The sequence below is a fragment of the Paracidovorax citrulli genome (assembly GCF_900100305.1).
Taxonomy (GTDB): domain Bacteria; phylum Pseudomonadota; class Gammaproteobacteria; order Burkholderiales; family Burkholderiaceae_C; genus Paracidovorax; species Paracidovorax citrulli.
Genome location: NZ_FNEY01000025.1, coordinates 39831 through 56678, shown reverse-complemented (window position 1 = coordinate 56678; position 16848 = coordinate 39831). Strand labels below are relative to the sequence as shown.

The following is a 16848-nucleotide window of genomic DNA, read 5'->3' as shown; positions in this document are numbered from 1 at the left end:
CGCCTCCATCCACGTTCGCCCGCAACCCAACTTTCGACGCATCATGTTCACCAAAATCCTCATTGCCAACCGCGGCGAGATCGCCTGCCGCGTCATCGCCACCGCCCGCCGCATGGGCATCGCCACGGTGGCCGTGTATTCCGATGCCGACAAGGATGCCCGCCATGTGAGGCTGGCCGACGAGGCGGTGCACATCGGCGCGGCGCCCTCGCGCGAGTCCTACCTGCTGGCGGACCGCATCATCGCGGCCGCGAAGCAGACCGGCGCGCAGGCGATCCACCCGGGCTACGGCTTCCTGTCGGAGAACGAGGGTTTCGCGCAGCGCTGCGAGGACGAAGGCATTGCCTTCATCGGCCCGAAGGCGCATTCGATCGCGGCCATGGGCGACAAGATCGCGTCCAAGAAGCTCGCCAACGAGGCGAAGGTCAACACGATCCCGGGCTGGAACGATGCCATCGAGTCGGCCGATCGCGCGGTGGAGATCGCGCGCGACATCGGCTACCCGGTGATGATCAAGGCCTCGGCCGGTGGCGGCGGCAAGGGCCTGCGCGTGGCCTACAACGACAAGGAAGCGCTCGAAGGCTTCACCGCCTGCCAGAACGAGGCCCGCAACAGCTTCGGCGACGACCGCATCTTCATCGAGAAGTTCGTGCAGCAGCCGCGCCATATCGAGATCCAGGTGCTGGGCGACGCGCACGGCAACGTGATCTACCTGAACGAGCGCGAATGCTCGATCCAGCGCCGCCACCAGAAGGTGATCGAGGAGGCGCCGTCGCCCTTCATCAGCGACGCGACGCGCAAGGCCATGGGCGAGCAGGCCGTGGCGCTGGCGAAGGCCGTGAAGTACCAGAGCGCCGGCACGGTGGAGTTCGTGGTCGGCAAGGACCAGGATTTCTACTTCCTGGAGATGAACACCCGCCTGCAGGTGGAGCATCCGGTGACGGAGTGCATCACGGGGCTGGACCTGGTGGAGCTGATGATCCGCGTGGCGGCCGGCGAGGCGCTACCCCTGGCGCAGGAGGACGTGAAGCGCGATGGCTGGGCCATCGAATGCCGCATCAATGCCGAAGACCCGTTCCGCAACTTCCTGCCCTCCACCGGGCGGCTGGTGCGCTTCCAGCCGCCGCTGGAGAGCATGTTCCAGGCCGATACCGAGAAGAAGCTGGGCGTGCGCGTGGACACGGGCGTCTATGAAGGCGGCGAGATCCCGATGTTCTATGACTCCATGATCGCCAAGCTCATCGTGCACGGCACGGACCGGGAGGACGCGATCCACAAGATGCGCGCGGCGCTCAACGGCTTCGTGATCCGCGGCATCAGCAGCAACATCCCGTTCCAGGCGGCGCTGCTGGCGCACCTGAAGTTCGTGTCCGGGCAGTTCAACACGGGCTTCATCGCGGAGCACTACGGCCGGGGATTCCATGCGGAGGACGTGCCGCACGACGATCCGCTCTTCCTCGTCGCGCTGGCCGCCTACATGCACCGCCGCTACCGCGCGCGCGCCAGCGGCATCAGCGGCCAGCTGGCGGGGCACCAGGTTAAGGTGGGCGAGCAGTTCGTGGTGGTGGTGCTGGGGGCCGGGGGCGAGAACGTACACCACGAGGTGTCGGTGACGGACTTCCAGGATCCGTCCGGCGGCAGCAGCGTGCGCGTGGGCGGCAAGGACTACCAGATCGGCAGCGCGGCCACGCTGGGCCAGATCCGCGTGCAGGGCCAGTGCAACGGCGTGGGCTTCACCGCCCAGGTGGAGCGGGGCGCGGGCAAGAACCCGCTGGCGCTGCGCATCGCGCACAACGGTACCCAGATCGAGGCCATGGTGCTGTCGCCGGCGGGCGCGCGGCTGCACCGGCTCATGCCCTACAAGGCGCCGCCGGATCTTTCGCGCTTCCTGCTCTCGCCCATGCCCGGGCTGCTGGTGGACGTGGCGGTGCAGGAGGGCCAGAAGGTGCAGGCCGGCGAGAAACTGGCGGTGATCGAGGCCATGAAGATGGAGAACATCCTGTTCGCCGCGCAGGATGGCGTGGTGGACAAGGTGGTGGCGAACAAAGGAGAGTCGCTTGCAGTGGATCAGGTAATTCTGGAATTTAAGTAAGCAATTTATTTATTTATGATAACTATGGGAGGATCTTCTTATGCAAGGTCGTTGGTGGGAGAGTTACTTGGTTCGATATTTCGCGGGATTTGTTGTTGCTCTGGTTTTTTCATATTTGGCTTTGGATAATATTGCCGGTTTGGATGGGGGCGTATTGTCGGCACTGGATAGAATATCTCCTGTGGATGGGAAGGGGGTATTGAAGGGCGCTAATCTTTTAATAATTCTTCCAATGGCTCTCGCATTATGTTATATAAGTAGTGCGCCAATTACTGTACTTCATGCAGGTCGATATCGACGCGGTACGGTGGAATCTTTTTCGAGAAATTTCTGATTCGCTTGGATGTTTTTGGGTGTTTTTGCTTTTTTTATAAGAAATGATTTAAATAGTATTTCTATTGAAATTTTTGCGAGTCTATTTTTTCTCGCGGCGATGTTACTCTGTGTTTTCTTGCATCGTAGATTTTTGTTGCAAATTAATTTAGCCGAAGCAGTATTTAAGGCATGGTCACTTGATTTTATATTTAGAACATTGTTTATATTTTTTCTTGTTTCACTTATTTATTTCGGGGTGATTTTCTTATTTTTGAAGCCGATAGATAATTTTGAATATACAAGGAAAAGTGCGGCTTGGTTATACCTGGCCTTGCCAAGTGCATGGGTGTTGTTTGGACAGTATTCCGTGCTCTTTCGACTCATGAAAGACGAAGCAGGCATCTATGATTTCTATAAAAAACCATCAATACAAAGACGAAAGCCAGAAAATTTGGATTTAAGGGAGACATATTCACATCTTAGAGAGCATTCAAACGCTGTTTTTATTGTGGCAGTCGAGGTTTCTTTGTTTTCTTTGTTAATTTTCCTTTTTGATTTGTCGAGTGTTAGACTTAAGGCCCCCGCAACTGGAGGTCATGTATATCAGATTTTGTTGTATATATTAGTGGTTTGGATATTGCCTAGTATTTTTATGTGGTCTACCGCAAATAGGTTGGAAAAAGCTTTGGCAGACGGAAAATTTTCTGAGTCTCTTATCATCAAAAAACCATGAACAATGCTCGCCCCTTCAAGGTTCTCGGCATCCAGCAGATCGCCATCGGCGGCACCGACAAGCAGCGGCTGAAGACGCTCTGGGTGGACATGCTGGGCCTGCCGCAGACCGGCACGTTCCGCAGCGAGCGCGAGAACGTGGACGAGGACATTCTCTCGATGGGGCAGGGCGCCCATGCCGTGGAGGTGGACCTGATGCAGCCGCTCGACATCGACCGCAAGCCCGCCGTGCACGCCACGCCGCTGAACCACGTGGGCCTGTGGATCGACGACCTGCCGCGTGCCGTGGAATGGCTCACGGCGCGGGGCGTGCGCTTCGCGCCGGGCGGCATCCGCAAAGGTGCGGCGGGGCACGACATCACGTTCCTGCATCCCCGGGGCAACGAGGAGTTTCCCATCGCGGGCGAAGGCGTGCTGATCGAACTGGTGCAGGCACCGCCGGAGGTGATCGCCGCGCTGGGCTGACGCGGGCCCGGCCTTCACGGCCCTGGTGGACGGTATGGTGACGGGCAGGGTGCAATGTTGCCCGCCCCTGCGACAAAGGACTCTGTGTTCCCCATGCCCCGCATCGCCCTGATCCACGCCCTGGCCCATTCTGTGGCCCCCATCAACGGCGCCTTCGAGCGGGACTGGCCGCAGGCCGTGCGCATGAACCTGCTGGACGACAGCCTCTCGGCCGACCTCGCGGCCGGGGGAGGTGGGCTCGACGGCGCCATGCACGAGCGGTTCGCGCGGCTGGCGCGCTACGCGGTGGACACGGGCGCCGAGGGCATCCTGTTCACCTGTTCGGCCTTCGGCCCCTGCATCGATGCGGTGGCGCGCACGCATGCTCCCATGCCCGTGCTGCGGCCCAACGTGCTGGGAGACTGAGCACGGCGCCAACTGCGGCGCCAATTGCGGTGATCTTCGGCAACTGCCGTCCGCCCTGGGCTGGAGGTTGGCGGCAGATGGCGGCGTGATCGGTGCCGATGGCGGTGGCACGGGGCGGCGGTTTTTCAAGTCCCGTCAAAGTGCCGGTTTCTGGCGGCATCCTGCCGTCAACGTCGTTTGAAAATACGGGCCGTTCGTCCAGCCGGGGGCAGCGCGGGTTTTTGGCGGCAAAGGCTTGGCACGCGGCCCCGTTCTCTTCCAGAATTCAGCCCAAGCGCCCAGCGTGCACCTTGTGTCCGTACCCACTGCCATGACTGCCACTCTTTCCGATATCCGTCCCGAAGCCCCTGCCGTTCCCGTGCAACTGCACCGCCCCGCACGCACTCCTGCCCCCGCGGCCGGCACCTGGAGCGTCCAGGCCGTGCAGGAACTGCTGGACCTGCCGTTCATGGAACTGCTCTGGCGCGCGCAGTCCGTGCACCGTGAGCACTGGCCCGCGGGCGACGTCGAACTGGCCACGCTGCTGTCGGTGAAGACGGGCGGCTGCCCCGAGAACTGCGGCTATTGCCCGCAGTCCGCCGAGTTCGACACGGGCGTGAAGGCGCAGAAGCTCATGAGCGTGGACGAGGTGACCACCGCCGCCCGCGCCGCCCGCGACGCCGGTGCCACGCGCTTTTGCATGGGCGCCGCGTGGCGCGCGCCCAAGGACCGCGACATCGAGAAGGTGGGCGAGCTGATCGCCGCCGTGAAGGGGCTCGGGATGCAGACCTGCGCCACCCTGGGCATGCTGGAGCCGCACCAGGCCCAGGCGCTCAAGGGCGCGGGGCTGGACTACTACAACCACAACCTGGATACCGCGCCCGAGTACTACACCGATGTCGTGAGCACCCGCGCCTACCAGGAACGGCTCGATACCCTGCGCCATGTGCGCGAGGCCGGCATCAGCGTCTGCTGCGGCGGCATCATCGGCATGGGGGAGGCACCGGTGCACCGCGCGGGCCTGATCGCCCAGCTCGCCAACCTCGATCCGTACCCGGAATCCGTACCCATCAACAGCCTGGTGCGTGTGCCCGGCACGCCGCTGGCCGACAGCGATCCGGTCGATCCGCTCGATTTCGTGCGGGTGATCGCGGTGGCGCGCATCACCATGCCGCGTGCGCGCGTGCGCCTCTCGGCGGGCCGCCAGCAAATGGGCGATGCGGTGCAGGCGCTGTGCTTCCTGGCCGGGGCCAATTCGATCTTCTATGGCGACAAGCTGCTGGTGACCGGCAACCCGGACGTGGATGCCGACGTGCAACTGCTCGCCAAACTGGGGATGAACGGCCGGCAGGTGGCCTCCACCGAGCCCCACGACCTGCACCACCACGCCCCCTGAGAGCTGGCAGGAGGGCGATCACCGCCCGCCGCGCGGCGGTTCGTACCCGAGCATCTTCATGGCCTGCGTGATGGAGACCGCCGCCTTGGCGTAGCCGTCCCAGGGCGCGTTGCCTTCGCGCAGCCGGTCTTCCACCGTGGCCACGGTCCATTCGGTGCTGCTCGAGAGCGCTCCCAGTTCATCCCAGCGCAGCGGCACGGAAATGCCCAGGCCGGGTCGTGCCCGGGCGGACCATGCGCTCACCGTGGTGGCGCCGAAGCCGTTGCGCAGGTAGTCCACGAAGATTTTTCCCACGCGGTTGCGCGGCCCGCTCTTGGCCACGAACAGCTGCGGGATCGTGCGCGCCATGTGCTGCACCACCGCCTGGGAAAAGCCCTTCACCGCATCCCAGCCGTACAGGCGCTTGATGGGCACGACCACGTGCAGCCCCTTGCCCCCGCTGGTCTTGAGAAAGCCCGGCAGGCCCAGCTCCGTGAGCATCACGCGCATCAGCGTGGTGGCCTCCTGCACCTTGTCCCAGGGCACGCCTTCGCCGGGGTCGAGGTCGAAGGCCATCCGGTCGGGCCGGTCGATGCGGTCGCTGCGGGCGTTCCAGCTGTGGAACTCGATGGTGTTCATCTGGGCCCAGGCCGGCAGGCCTTCCGGCCCCGCGATCTCGGCCAGGGGCGGATGGCCGGGGTCCAGCGCCGGGTCCAGCGTCCGCACGCCGTCCACCGATCCGTGCTCCGGATGCTTCTGGAAGAAGAGCTCCCCGCCCACGCCTTCCGGAGCCCGCACGACCGAGACGGGGCGCTGGCGCAGGTGTTCCATCATCAGGGGCGCGACCAGCGCGTAGTAGCGCACCAGGTCCAGCTTGGTGGTTCCGCTCGCGGCATCGATCACGCGGTCGCCGTGGGTCACGCGCAGCGAAGAGGGCGGGGAGGCGGGCGAGGGGGCGGATGCGGTTCTGCGGGAGGTCATGGTGGAGCGGGCCCTGGAGGGCGTGGCTTCGGATGAAGCCGGGCGTGGAGCGGCCGGCGGGGTGGGGGACGGGCCCGCCACCGTGGCGGCCGGTGCGGGCGTCTCGCGCACGATCTCGCGCGGGGGCTTGTCCTCGCGCAGGCCGCGAAACACCGCCTGGCGGACATGGCGCGTCTGCGTCCAGCCCGCGAAGGCCACCTCCGCGAGCAGTTGCGGCTTGACCCAGTGCGCCTTGCGGCCCACCTGCGTGCCTTCGGCGAAGGGACTGCGGTCTGCGGCGAGTGAGCGCAGCAGCCCGAGCAGCGTCGTCAAGGTGCGCTCGCTGAAGCCGGAGCCCACGTTGCCGGCATAGTGCAACTGCCCGTCGTCGCCATGCACGCCCAGCAGCAGCGAGCCGAGGCCGGTGCGCGTGCCCTGCGGGTCGGTATAGCCACCGATCACGAACTCCTGCCGCTGCCCGCACTTGAGCTTGATCCAGTCGGCCGACCGGCCGGACCCGTAGGCCGACGACACGCGCTTGCCGATCACGCCCTCGAAGCCGAGCCGGCAAGCCGAGGCGATCAGCTCGCCGGGCGATGCCTCGAACGCGTCGCTGAAGCGCACCGTATCGCTGCCGGCCTCGGCCACGAGCGTGCGCAACGCCTGCCTGCGCTCTGCCAGCGGCAGGCCCCGCAGGTCATGGCCGTTGAGGAAGGGCAGATCGAAGACATAGAAGACCAGGCCGCTGCGGTCCACCGCGCCGTCGTCCGGGCTGCCCGCCGCGCTGCGTCCGGGCCGGCGCCCGCTCTCGAAGGCGTTCTGCAGCGCCTGGAAATCCGGAATGCCGTGCCGGTCGGGCACCACGATTTCGCCATCGATCCAGCCGGACTCCACCGGCAGGGCACGCACGGCGCGCGCCAGGCCGGGCATGCGGTGGGTCCAGTCGTTGCCGTTGCGGGTGATGAGGCGCACCTCGCCGCCTTCGATCCGGGCGAGGATGCGGTAGCCGTCGAACTTGAGCTCGAACATCCATTCGGCCAGGTCGGTGGGCGGGCCGTCCACCAGGGTGGCCAGTTGCGGCGCCAGCGCCGCGGGCAGGGCCGCCTTCTTCGGGCGCGGGGACGTTCCGGCCCGAGCAGTCCTGCCTGCCGCCGGCTCCGGGGCCGGCGCGGGGGCCGAGGCCGCAGCCTTGCCGCGGGCGGCCGTCCTGCGGGCGGGGGATGAGGCGGCAGGGGCAGGGGCTTGCCTGCCCCGCGCGGGCGCGGGCTCAGGCAGGTCGGGCAGCGACTTCACGCTGTCCGGCAGGGCGTCCACCACGCTGTACTCGACGGCATCGCGCTCCAGGCCGTCGCGCTCCTTGATGAGCAGCCACGGCGGCTGGCGCTCGTTGCCCCGGCCGTGCATGCGCACCAGCGTCCACCGGCCCTGGAGCTTGTGGCCGTGCAGTTCGAACTTGAGCTTGCCCGCCCGCCACGCGCGGGCCGGGTCCTCCAGCGGCACCCAGTAGCCCTTGTCCCAGATGATGACGCGGCCCGCGCCGTACTGCCGCGCGGGAATCTGGCCCTCGAAGCGGTTGTAGGCGACCGGATGGTCTTCGACCTGCACGGCCATGCGCTTGTCCCTGGGATCGAAGCTCGGGCCCTTGGGCACCGCCCAGCTCTTCATGGTGCCGTCGATTTCCAGCCGGAAGTCGTAGTGCAGGCGGCTCGCCCAGTGCTTCTGCACCACGAAGCGCAGCGCGCCCCGGGGCAGGGCGTCGCCCGGCTCCGCGCCGGGCTCGGGGGTGTTGCGGAAGTCCCGCTTGCGGGCGTAGTCTGCGAGGGCGTCCGGTGGCGCCTTTTGCGGCGCTTTCCGCGGCGCTTCCTGCGCAGTGCCGGAGGTCCTGGAGCGTCGTGCCATGGCGTGCGGGCTCAGGCGGCCTTGCGGCCCGCAGGGGCGCTTTTCGCGGAGGACTTGGCGGTCGCGCGCTTCGCGGGGGCCTTGGCCTTGCCCTTCGCGCCGCCGTCGGATGCGGTGCGTGCCTTGGCCGACTTGGCGGGCAGGTGCCGCACGCTCGAGGTTTTCCTTCCCTTCGCGCCACCTTCCGCTTCATCCTCGCCGTCGTCCTCTCCCTTTTCGTCCGTATCCGCTGCAGCCTTGCGCCGTCCGCCTTCGAGGCTGCGGCGCAGCAGGGCGGTGAGGTCCACCACGTCCGCGCCGCCAGCGTCCGACGGTGCCTCCAGCGGTTCGACTTCGGCGATGTCGCCGGCCTGGGCGCGCGCTTCCACGAGTTTCATGATCTCTTCGGAGAACGAGTTGCGGAACTGGTCCGCATCCCAGTCCTGCGTCATGTCGTCGATCAGCTGCCGCGCCATGCGCATCTCGGCATCCTTGAGCCCCACGGCCTTGCCTCCGGCAGGGGGCAGGTTCAGTTCCTGGAAGGAGCGTATCTCGCCGCCCCAGCGCAGCAGGTTGAGCACCAGCGCGCGTCCGCAGGGAATGAGCACCGCCAGGTGCTGCTTGGTCTGGATCACCACCTTGCCCACGCCCACGCGGTGGCTCGCCTTGAGCGCCTCGCGCAGCAGGGCATAGACCTTCTCGCCGCGGGGCAGCGGTGCCGTGTAATAGGGGCGTTCCAGATAGACGAACGGGATCTCGTCGGCATCCAGGAAGGCCTCGATCTCGATGGTCTGGGTGGTCTTGGGGTAGGCCTGCGCGATCTCCTCGGGCGTGAGCACCACGTAGCGGCCATCTTCGTACTCCACGCCCTTGACGATGTTCTCCGCCGTGATTTCCTTGCCGGTCTTCTTGTTGATGCGCTTGTAGCCGACGGGGTCCATGCTGCGCTTGTCGAGCCAGTCGAAATCGATGCCACTGTCCTGCGTGGCCGAATACAGGCCCACGGGCACATGGACCAGGCCGAAGCTGATCGCGCCCTTCCAGAGCGCGCGGGTGGACGTAGGGGCCTGCCCGCCCGTGGCCGTGGCGGCGCGCGAGGGCGCGTCATGGGGCGCGGAGGCGGTGCGGGAGCGGGAGGTTCGGGTTTTCTTCTCGGCCATGCGGACTCTCCTTGCGGCGCGCGGCGGCGGCTCGCCGACGGTGCCATGGTGCAGACGACGTTAGCCCGGCCGCGGGGCGCGTGCTGTAGGACGCGGGCCGGCTGCCGCGACGGTGGCGGCGGGCGATCGCGCGCCATTTGCAACACCGCCGCCGGCCGCTGGGCGTCCGGCGTGCGGTCGCAGCGGCCGTTCAGCTTTCGCCGCCGTCCTGGGGCGCGCTGGCCCCGGCGCCGGTCGCGGGGCTCGGCGGCGCGGAGGCCACGACGTGGTGCTCGCTCTGCAGCATAGGCACGAAGCCGAGCTGCCCCTTCATGCGCCGGAACGGGGTGGAGAACTTCTCCATCGTGATGGCGGTGAGCTTGTCGAAAAAGGCCGTGTTGGAGCCGGTAGTGGAATACACCGATTCCTTCTGGTTCCAGCGCACGCGCCAGTGCGTGCGCGACTTCTGGATGCCCACCCGGATGTGCTCGTCCAGGCAGTGCGCGTCCGCGCGGAAGAAAAGCGTCAGGCCGAAATACAGGAACCCGTCGTCGCCCGCCTGCAGGCGCGGCCAGAGGGACGTGCGCTCATCGGCGATGCGCTCCAGCCGCTCGTCCAGCACGTGGAACTCTACGTCGCCCGAGCGCGCGCCCAGGTGGGCGATGAACTCCACGCGCAGGCGCTGCGCCATGACGACGCACTCGTCCTTGTATTGCTCGAAATCCTTGCACCAGGCGATGGCTTTCGCCTGCAGGTCCTGGAAAGTCATGGTCATGGGAGGGTCCTTTCCGGCGAGGAACGCGGAGCCGACGGGGCGGCGACAGGCTCCGGGGCCCGTCGCGGCATGGGTGGGAGCCTTGGCAGTTGTATGCCGCCCATCGTCGGCACACGCCACGGCAGCGTGTGTGGGTAATGCGGTGTATATGCGTGTAAGACGGCGCTTACGGCGTGCGGCCCAGACCGGCGTGCGGGCTGCAATAGAAGGCGTATCAGAGCGAACAGAACACGGACCGAGCAATAAGCCTCTGTACGTGACACGGCGGACTTCCGCCTGCAGGCTGCGCAGATCCGCCCGCGCCACAAGAGCCTGGACCCGGTGGCCTACACGGTGGTGGGCGGCGAGACGCTCAAGGACATCGCGCGCAACGTGCTGGGCGATGCGAGCCTGTGGTGGCGCATCGCAGACGCCAACAGCCTGGCGGTGTCGGGCGATGGCGCCTTGACGGCAGGGCAGACGCTGACGGTGCCCAAGCTGTCGCTGAATGCGAACAGCGTGGAGACGTTCCAGCCGTACGACCCGAGCCAGGCGATGGGGAGCATGGATCCGGTGTTGCCGGTGCCGGCGAACGGGGGGGACTGCGGGATCGTCGGGCAGATCATTGTGGTCGTCGTCAGTGTCGTGGTCAGCATTTTTGCTGGCCCCGTCATTGGCAATCTCGCAGGGCAGATGATGGGTAACCTGGTGGGGTCCCAGAACGGCATCAGTTGGAAGAGTCTTGCGTTGTCGGCGATCAGTGCAGGCGTTGCCTCAGGAGTGGAGTATTTCTCGGGCTTCAGCGGAGCCAGTGCGGGCTGGCAGGGCGCCGCTGTACAGATGGGCACGACGAACCTGATTACGCAGGGCATTGGCGTGGCGACGGGGTTGCAAGACCGCTTCGATTGGCGGGGTGTGGCCGCGAGCGCGGCGGGCGCGGCTGCGGGCAGCGCGGCCGGGAGTGCGCTGCAGGGAGCTACGTGGCTCGATGGGCTTGGCCAGACGGGGGCCGCCTGGGCCCGAGGGACGCTCAGCGGGATGGCTGCGGGTATGACCGCGGCCGTGGCGCGAGGCGGGCGGGTGAGCATCCAGCAAGTGGCTGTGGATGCTTTCGGGAACGCCCTGGGACAACAAATGGGCGCCGCCATCCTTGATACCGGCGCTAATGTCCTGGCAGGTGCGCAGACTCAGCAACCCGGCGGCAATCCGAACCAGGCCATCGCGCAGCGTTATCAAGCTGCCGGAGTTGATCCGATCACGCAGGCATACGACTACATGCAGTCGCATCCCCAGTCATCGATGACATTCAGTAATGCGCTGGAATACTACGGTGACCAAGCCGCGAGTCCCTATTTACCATCGCTCATTGCAGACCCGCAGATGATGGGGGGCGGAAAAATGCGCAATGGGGTTTACCAAGACGAGTGGTCGCAATATACAGAATGGGATAGTGGTGCGCGGGCAATCCAGGTTTTGCAGCATGGCCTGCCGGTAGGCACGGCACTTGCTCCGTGGGTGGCACCGCAAGATGGTTTCGAGCAAGCCCGGACGAACCTGCGAGAGCAGTATGCACAGATAGAGGCAGAGGCCACCAACCCGCTGGCAGCGGTTCTTGGCAGATTAGGGCGTGTCGCTGGAGAAGGTGCCTATGACTTTGTTGATGGATTCAGGCACTTGGCAACTCTGGCAACGGATGACAAAGCCCGCCGGATGGCGTTAGCCAGAGGAGCATATGCGCTGACAAACCCTGGTGAAACAGCCAGAGGAGTCGTGATGGGTGGCGTGAACTATCTGCGAAGCACCAGCGCAGACAAGATGGGGGAGGATGCCCTGCGGTTCGCTGTAGGTGGCATACTTTCCGCAGGAGCAGGCAAGGTATTTTCTGCGGCTGGGAATATGGCTTTGGTTGAGGAGGCCACGGCCAGTAGATTAGTAGGTGGCGTTGAGAAGGGTACATTGTCGCGTGGGGAAGAGTTACGTCAGCGTTACGGCCATCTGAGTGCTGAAGAGCGGCGTGCCATCATTTGGGATAGAACAGAAGAAATTGCTCGCCGCCAACTTGAGAAGCTAGAAGCATCAAATTCAGGCGCACATTTCATGTCCAGGCACTCTCCTCAAGTTGATTTGTACGACCAACTCGTCTCTGCCGCTACTGGCATGCGGCCTGATGGTAAAATTATGGTCGGAGTGAACAATAGATTTGCCGTGGATTCCACTCAATTTCTTTCGAATAAAGATATGCTATACGGGATAAAACGCGCTGAACGTATTCAACAATATGCCATAAGCACAGGAAACCCGATAAATAATTACATCTCCTTAAAATTCGATTATAATGTTGGTGAAGGTTTTGTAAAAAATACCCCTCTGTTTGGTGGCGATTTGGCGAATTTTTACAAGCAAACCAAGTTTGCAAATTTTGGAATTGACTCTACTAGCGGGCGCGCAATAACAGCTTATCCTGTGATCTCAAAAAGTAGCTTGGGTATAGTTTATTGAAATTTATGACTGAAATTTTTAAAGTTAATCCGCAATATGTTTCGAATTTGCTCGGACCCCTAGCACTGACTGTTGCAAAAGACGAGGGAAGTGAATTGCTTTCTTTAATAAATTATTCAAATAGGGATGACACTAGATTAGTTATAAATTACTTTATAAAACCAGAATTTGAGAGATTGAAGGAATCAACAGAGTTGCAAGTTTTGAAGTCTATCGCGTATTTTATTGGTAGGTCGAATAATTTGCATGAGGTTATTGAATCAAAGTTATTGCTGTGTGAGGTGCCGCCGGCTTATCATCTTGCATTTCTTGTGGATCTGTGGGAAATTCTCTCTCCCGATAAGTCAGCTTCAGTTTTTGCTGCTGAGGTTAAATCGGTGGTCAATCGCCCTTTATCCTATGTGGATTTTGCTTTTGAGAAAAATGCTACCAGCACGTTGGACGAAATTTTTGAGAAATTTCGTGAATTTCTGCAAAGAAATCCTAAGGAGGGTCTGCAAAAACCCTGAAATTTGGTGGTCTCAAACCTGAAGTGCAACTGAAGTTGAAGTTGCCCCGCTTCCACAGACTGTAATCGGTGTGCTTTTCAAATTCAAGCCATCGATTTAATGGTTTCTTGTCGATCCCCCAACCTCCCCCTCAAAAAATCCACAAACACCCGCACCTTCGGCGACAACTGCCGGCTCGTCGGCCACACCGCCCGGAACCGTCCTGCCGGCCGTCCCTCTGGATCCGGCAGCACCTGCCGTAATGCCCCTTCCCGCAAAGGCCCCTCCAACAGGAAATCCGGCATGCACCCGATTCCCAGGCCGCCCAGCGCCGCGCACGGCCTCCATGTTGTTGAACCCGAGGACCCGGCGCAGGCGGGGCAGGGGGGATGGCGATGGCGCCGACGACATCGACAGCGGTGGGGGCGGCTCTTCTGGCACCGTGGCTCCGCCGGTCCCCGGCAGTGGCCAGGGCAGCCACTGCCCTGAATTGGGATAGCGGAACGCAATGCCGTCGTGGTCCGCGAGGTCGCCCACGGTGGCCGGAGGGCCGCGCCGCGCCAAGTAATCGGGCGATGCGCAGAGCAGGGACCGGTAGTGCCGCAGGGGCTGGCTCCTGAGCCGCGAATCGGGCAGGTCGCCGCTGCGGATGGCGATGTCCACGCCTTCGCCGATCAGGTCCACGATGCGGACGTTGAAGTCAATGTCCAGTTCTACCTGGGGATGGCGCTCCAGGAACTCCGGCAGCAGGGGCAGGAGCAGGTGGTGGGCGGGCACGCTCACCCGCAGCCGGCCGCGCGGCGCGGCGGCCGATTGCGACACCATGGCGCGGGCGTCGTCCAGGTCGTCCCCCAGTCCGCCCGATCCGGACCGCGGCCGGCGCCTGCACGTGCTCGCCTGCGTCTGCATGGCTTCGGCGACGATGCCGATGGTGTTCACCGGGCCGGCCGTGGCCCTGGGCGGCATAGCCGATGCGCTGCTTGCGCGCGGCCTGCAGGGTCTGGCGGGGGCGGCGGTGTTCGCGGGTGGCGCCGCCGCGCTGGCCGGGGCGCGTTGCGGGAAACCCGGGCGCCCGCGGCGCACGCCTTCGATACGGGCGGCGCGGTGGCGTTCACGCTGGCGCTCAGCGTGCTGACCTGCGCCGTGCTCGCGGCAGCGCAGGCGGGATGGGCCGATCCCGTGTGATCGGCGGCCTCGCGGCGGCAGGGCTGCTGTTCGGCGTTTTCGCGCGCATCGAGCGGCGTGGCGCCGCGCCACTGCTGGATCTGTCGCTGCTGCGCTACCGGCGTTTCCTCGGCATCCAGTTGCTGGCTGCCGCACCGGCCTATGCCTTCGTCGTGCTGTTCGTACTGCTGCCGATGCGCTTCGCGGGCATCGAGGGGATGGGCGCGGGCCGCGCGGGATGGATGATGGCGGCCCTGTCGGCGCCGCTGCTGGTGCTGCCGCTGGCGGCCGGACGGCTGGCACGCCGGTGGTTCCGTGCTGGCGGGGCTGATCAGGCCCGGCTGCCCGGCGCCGCGCAGGGCCATCCGGTAGCGCAGTTGCTGGGGGCGGGGCGGCTGGAGGATGCGATGGCCCTGGTGCCGGCGGTGGCCCCGCATGCGCTGGTGGAGTCTTACGGAGCGGCGTTTTCGCGGCCGGCGCAGGGGCTGGCGGTGGTGACGGCCGTGACGGCGCCGGCCGTGTGGGCCTGCCTGGGGCGGGGCAGCCTGCGGCAGCAGGGCGGTGCGCCCGCGGACGGGGGAGGAAAACTGGAGCGGGTGAAGGGAATCGAACCCTCGTATGAAGCTTGGGAAGCTGCCGTTCTACCATTGAACTACACCCGCGCGTGGCGCCATTGCGGCGCACGACGGGCTGGATTCTAGCGCTACTTTCACGTGGGCCAGTGCAGGGTGAGCACGGAGCCTCCGCCGGGCGCGGCCTGGCAGGTGGCGTGGCCGCCGTGGGCTTCCGCGATGGCCTTCACCACGGCCAGGCCCAGGCCGCTGCCGCCGGCCTGCTGCGGGCGGGTGGGGTCTCCGCGGTGGAAGGCCTCGAAGACCTGGGCGGCGAGTTCCTCGGTCATGCCCGGGCCCTCGTCTTCCACGCTGAGGTGGCACTCGCCGTCCGCCACGTGGGCGTGGATGCGCACCCGGCCCGGGTCGGCATGCCTGCGCACGTTTTCCAGGAGGGCGATCAGGGCCTGGCGGATGCGTACCGGGTCGCAGGTCACGGTGCAGGGCGCCGCGATGTCGGCCTGCACGGTGAAGCCGCGCGCATGCAGGTCGGGCTCGAAGGCATGCACGACGGCGGCGACTTCCTGCGCCAGGTCCGCCTGCATCTGTTCCAGTTCCAGGTGCCCGCTGTCGCGCAGACTCAGCATGCGCAGGTCTTCGATCAGCCGGCTCAGGCCCTGCACGTGGCGCAGCAGGCCCTGGAACAGTTCGGCCCTCGGCTCGAACACGCCTTCCGTCAGCCCCTGCAGTCGCCCGTGCAGGATGGTGACGGGCGTGCGCAGTTCGTGGGCGATGGCCGCGTTCCAGAAGGCCCGCTGCTTCTCCATCGCCTGCAGGCGTTCGGCCATGGCGTTGAAGTCGCGCACCAGCTGGGCGGTCTCGCCCATGGAGTGGTCGTCCGTGGCGGCGCGGGCCTGCAGGTCGCCCTGGGCCACCTTGCGCAGGCTCTCGGCCACCGCGTTCAGCGGCGTGAGGATGCGGCGCGAAAGCCGCACGGCGACGGCGACGGCGATGGCCAGCGCGGCGAGCATGGTGGCCAGCATCCAGACCAGTTCCACCCGCGACGGCACCCAGGTTTCGGAAATGCTCGACGGCGAATACGCCATGAGCACGGCATAGAAGCCGTAGGAGCCGATCACCGAGATGAGGATGATGCCCAGGGCCATGACGCCCAGCGACAGCATGACCTGCCGGCGCAGGCCGGGGGAGCCGCTCATTCGCCGCTCCCCAGGCGGTAACCCACGCCGCGCACGCTGACGGGAAGGCCCTCCACGCCCAGAGGCTCCAGTTTCTTGCGCAGCTTGCTGATGTGGCTGTCCACCGTGCGCTCCAGGGTGTCGCCCTCGGGCAGGCAGGCTTCCAGCAGTTCGAGCCGGCTGAAGACGCGGCGGGGCGAACGCATGAGGCAGGCGAGCAGCTTGAATTCGGTGAGCGTCAGGTCCAGCAGGTGGCGCCGCCCGTCCAGGTGCACGCTGGCCTCGTGGGTCTCGGGGTCGATCTGGAAGATGCCGGCGCGCAGCACCGCCTGGGCGTTCGCGCCTCCGCGGGCGCCCCGGCTGCGGCGCAGCACCGCCTGCACGCGGGCCACGACCTCGGCGGCGTTGAAGGGCTTGACCACGTAGTCGTCCGCGCCGATGCGCAGGCCCATGAGCTTGTCGATGTCCTGGTCCATGGCCGTCAGCATGATGACGGGCGTGTCGCCGCGGTGGCGGATTTCGCTGAGCACTTTCCAGCCGTCCACGCGGGGCATCTGCACGTCGAGCAGGACGAGGTCGGGCTTGAGGGCCTGGTGCATCGCGAGCGCGGCCTGGCCGTCCGGTGCATGCACGGTCTGCAGGCCGCCGCGCGCGAGGTAGGCGGCGAGGATCTCGGCGATTTCGGGCTCGTCCTCCGCGATGAGCACGAGCGCCTGGGACGCGGATTCCCGGAAGATGCGATGGGGTGGGATCGACACGCAGCGCACTCTACCGAGATTTTCCGGCTCCACCGTATCTCCACACAACGCCCAATCCTTCGCAGCCGTGCGGCGCCACAGTGGCGCCCTTTTGAACG

The 16848-nt window shown here is 65.1% G+C and carries 13 protein-coding genes, 1 tRNA gene and 2 pseudogenes; 8 read left to right on the top strand and 8 right to left on the bottom strand.

The features are described from left to right. Positions 1 to 43 precede the first annotated feature (43 nt). The 5 genes and pseudogenes from BLR99_RS16260 (at position 44) to bioB (ending at position 5384) form a co-directional block, all read left to right on the top strand. Complete coding sequence (locus BLR99_RS16260; RefSeq protein WP_011795615.1) at positions 44 to 2092, top strand: acetyl-CoA carboxylase biotin carboxylase subunit; 2049 nt, start codon at positions 44 to 46, stop codon at positions 2090 to 2092. Between the two features lie 343 nt (positions 2093 to 2435). Beyond that, complete coding sequence (locus BLR99_RS22675; protein ID WP_139160169.1) at positions 2436 to 3140, top strand: hypothetical protein; 705 nt, start codon at positions 2436 to 2438, stop codon at positions 3138 to 3140. Beyond that, positions 3137 to 3604: a VOC family protein gene (locus BLR99_RS16255; RefSeq protein WP_011795616.1), complete on the top strand. Its 468-nt coding sequence runs from the start codon at positions 3137 to 3139 to the stop codon at positions 3602 to 3604. Before BLR99_RS22675 ends, BLR99_RS16255 begins: the two co-directional genes overlap by 4 nt. 93 nt (positions 3605 to 3697) lie before the next feature. Next, positions 3698 to 3994 (top strand): annotated as a pseudogene (locus BLR99_RS16250) (arylsulfatase); the annotation flags it as partial. 325 nt (positions 3995 to 4319) lie between these two features. Next, positions 4320 to 5384 (top strand): biotin synthase BioB, encoded by a 1065-nt coding sequence (bioB, locus tag BLR99_RS16245; RefSeq protein WP_011795618.1) that lies wholly within the window; start codon positions 4320 to 4322, stop codon positions 5382 to 5384. 18 nt (positions 5385 to 5402) lie between these two features. Here the strand turns inward: bioB and ligD are convergent, their stop codons facing one another. From ligD to BLR99_RS16230, 3 genes are all read right to left on the bottom strand, one after another. After that, on the bottom strand, positions 5403 to 8222 hold the full coding sequence (gene ligD, locus BLR99_RS16240; RefSeq protein WP_011795619.1) for a DNA ligase D: 2820 nt from the start codon (positions 8220 to 8222) through the stop codon (positions 5403 to 5405). 11 nt (positions 8223 to 8233) lie between these two features. Then, on the bottom strand, positions 8234 to 9361 hold the full coding sequence (gene ku / locus BLR99_RS16235; RefSeq protein ID WP_011795620.1) for a non-homologous end joining protein Ku: 1128 nt from the start codon (positions 9359 to 9361) through the stop codon (positions 8234 to 8236). Positions 9362 to 9551: 190 nt separating this feature from the next. Next, positions 9552 to 10115 carry a hypothetical protein gene (locus tag BLR99_RS16230; RefSeq protein ID WP_011795621.1) on the bottom strand — a complete coding sequence of 188 codons (564 nt, stop codon included), beginning with the start codon at positions 10113 to 10115 and terminating at the stop codon, positions 9552 to 9554. A gap of 321 nt (positions 10116 to 10436) precedes the next feature. Between BLR99_RS16230 and BLR99_RS22280 the strand changes: the two genes are divergently transcribed. Both BLR99_RS22280 and BLR99_RS22670 read left to right on the top strand, forming a co-directional pair. Further along, a complete protein-coding gene (locus tag BLR99_RS22280) occupies positions 10437 to 12593 on the top strand; it encodes a LysM peptidoglycan-binding domain-containing protein (protein WP_170838056.1) in 2157 nt (718 codons plus the stop codon). Positions 12594 to 12598: 5 nt separating this feature from the next. Continuing rightward, a complete protein-coding gene (locus tag BLR99_RS22670; protein WP_138919879.1) occupies positions 12599 to 13102 on the top strand; it encodes a hypothetical protein in 504 nt (167 codons plus the stop codon). 83 nt (positions 13103 to 13185) lie between these two features. Here the strand turns inward: BLR99_RS22670 and BLR99_RS23690 are convergent, their stop codons facing one another. Then, complete coding sequence (locus BLR99_RS23690; RefSeq protein ID WP_266104406.1) at positions 13186 to 13386, bottom strand: LysR substrate-binding domain-containing protein; 201 nt, start codon at positions 13384 to 13386, stop codon at positions 13186 to 13188. A 232-nt stretch (positions 13387 to 13618) separates the two neighbouring features. Then, positions 13619 to 13906: pseudogene (locus BLR99_RS23685) on the bottom strand (LysR substrate-binding domain-containing protein); the annotation flags it as partial. Between the two features lie 228 nt (positions 13907 to 14134). Here BLR99_RS23685 and BLR99_RS23680 point away from each other — a divergent pair. Continuing rightward, entirely contained in the window at positions 14135 to 14266 is a 132-nt protein-coding gene (locus tag BLR99_RS23680; protein ID WP_266104405.1) for a hypothetical protein, read from the top strand. A gap of 567 nt (positions 14267 to 14833) precedes the next feature. On the opposite strand, the gene BLR99_RS16215 is transcribed toward BLR99_RS23680, so the two are convergent. The 3 genes from BLR99_RS16215 to BLR99_RS16205 form a co-directional block, all read right to left on the bottom strand. Further along, positions 14834 to 14907 (bottom strand) — tRNA-Gly (locus BLR99_RS16215). Between the two features lie 47 nt (positions 14908 to 14954). Continuing rightward, entirely contained in the window at positions 14955 to 16013 is a 1059-nt protein-coding gene (locus BLR99_RS16210) for an ATP-binding protein (RefSeq protein WP_011795625.1), read from the bottom strand. After that, positions 16010 to 16750, bottom strand: a complete 741-nt coding sequence (locus BLR99_RS16205) for a response regulator (RefSeq protein WP_170838055.1) — start codon at positions 16748 to 16750, stop codon at positions 16010 to 16012. The genes BLR99_RS16210 and BLR99_RS16205 overlap by 4 nt, the downstream gene beginning before the upstream one ends. Positions 16751 to 16848: the final 98 nt, after the last annotated feature.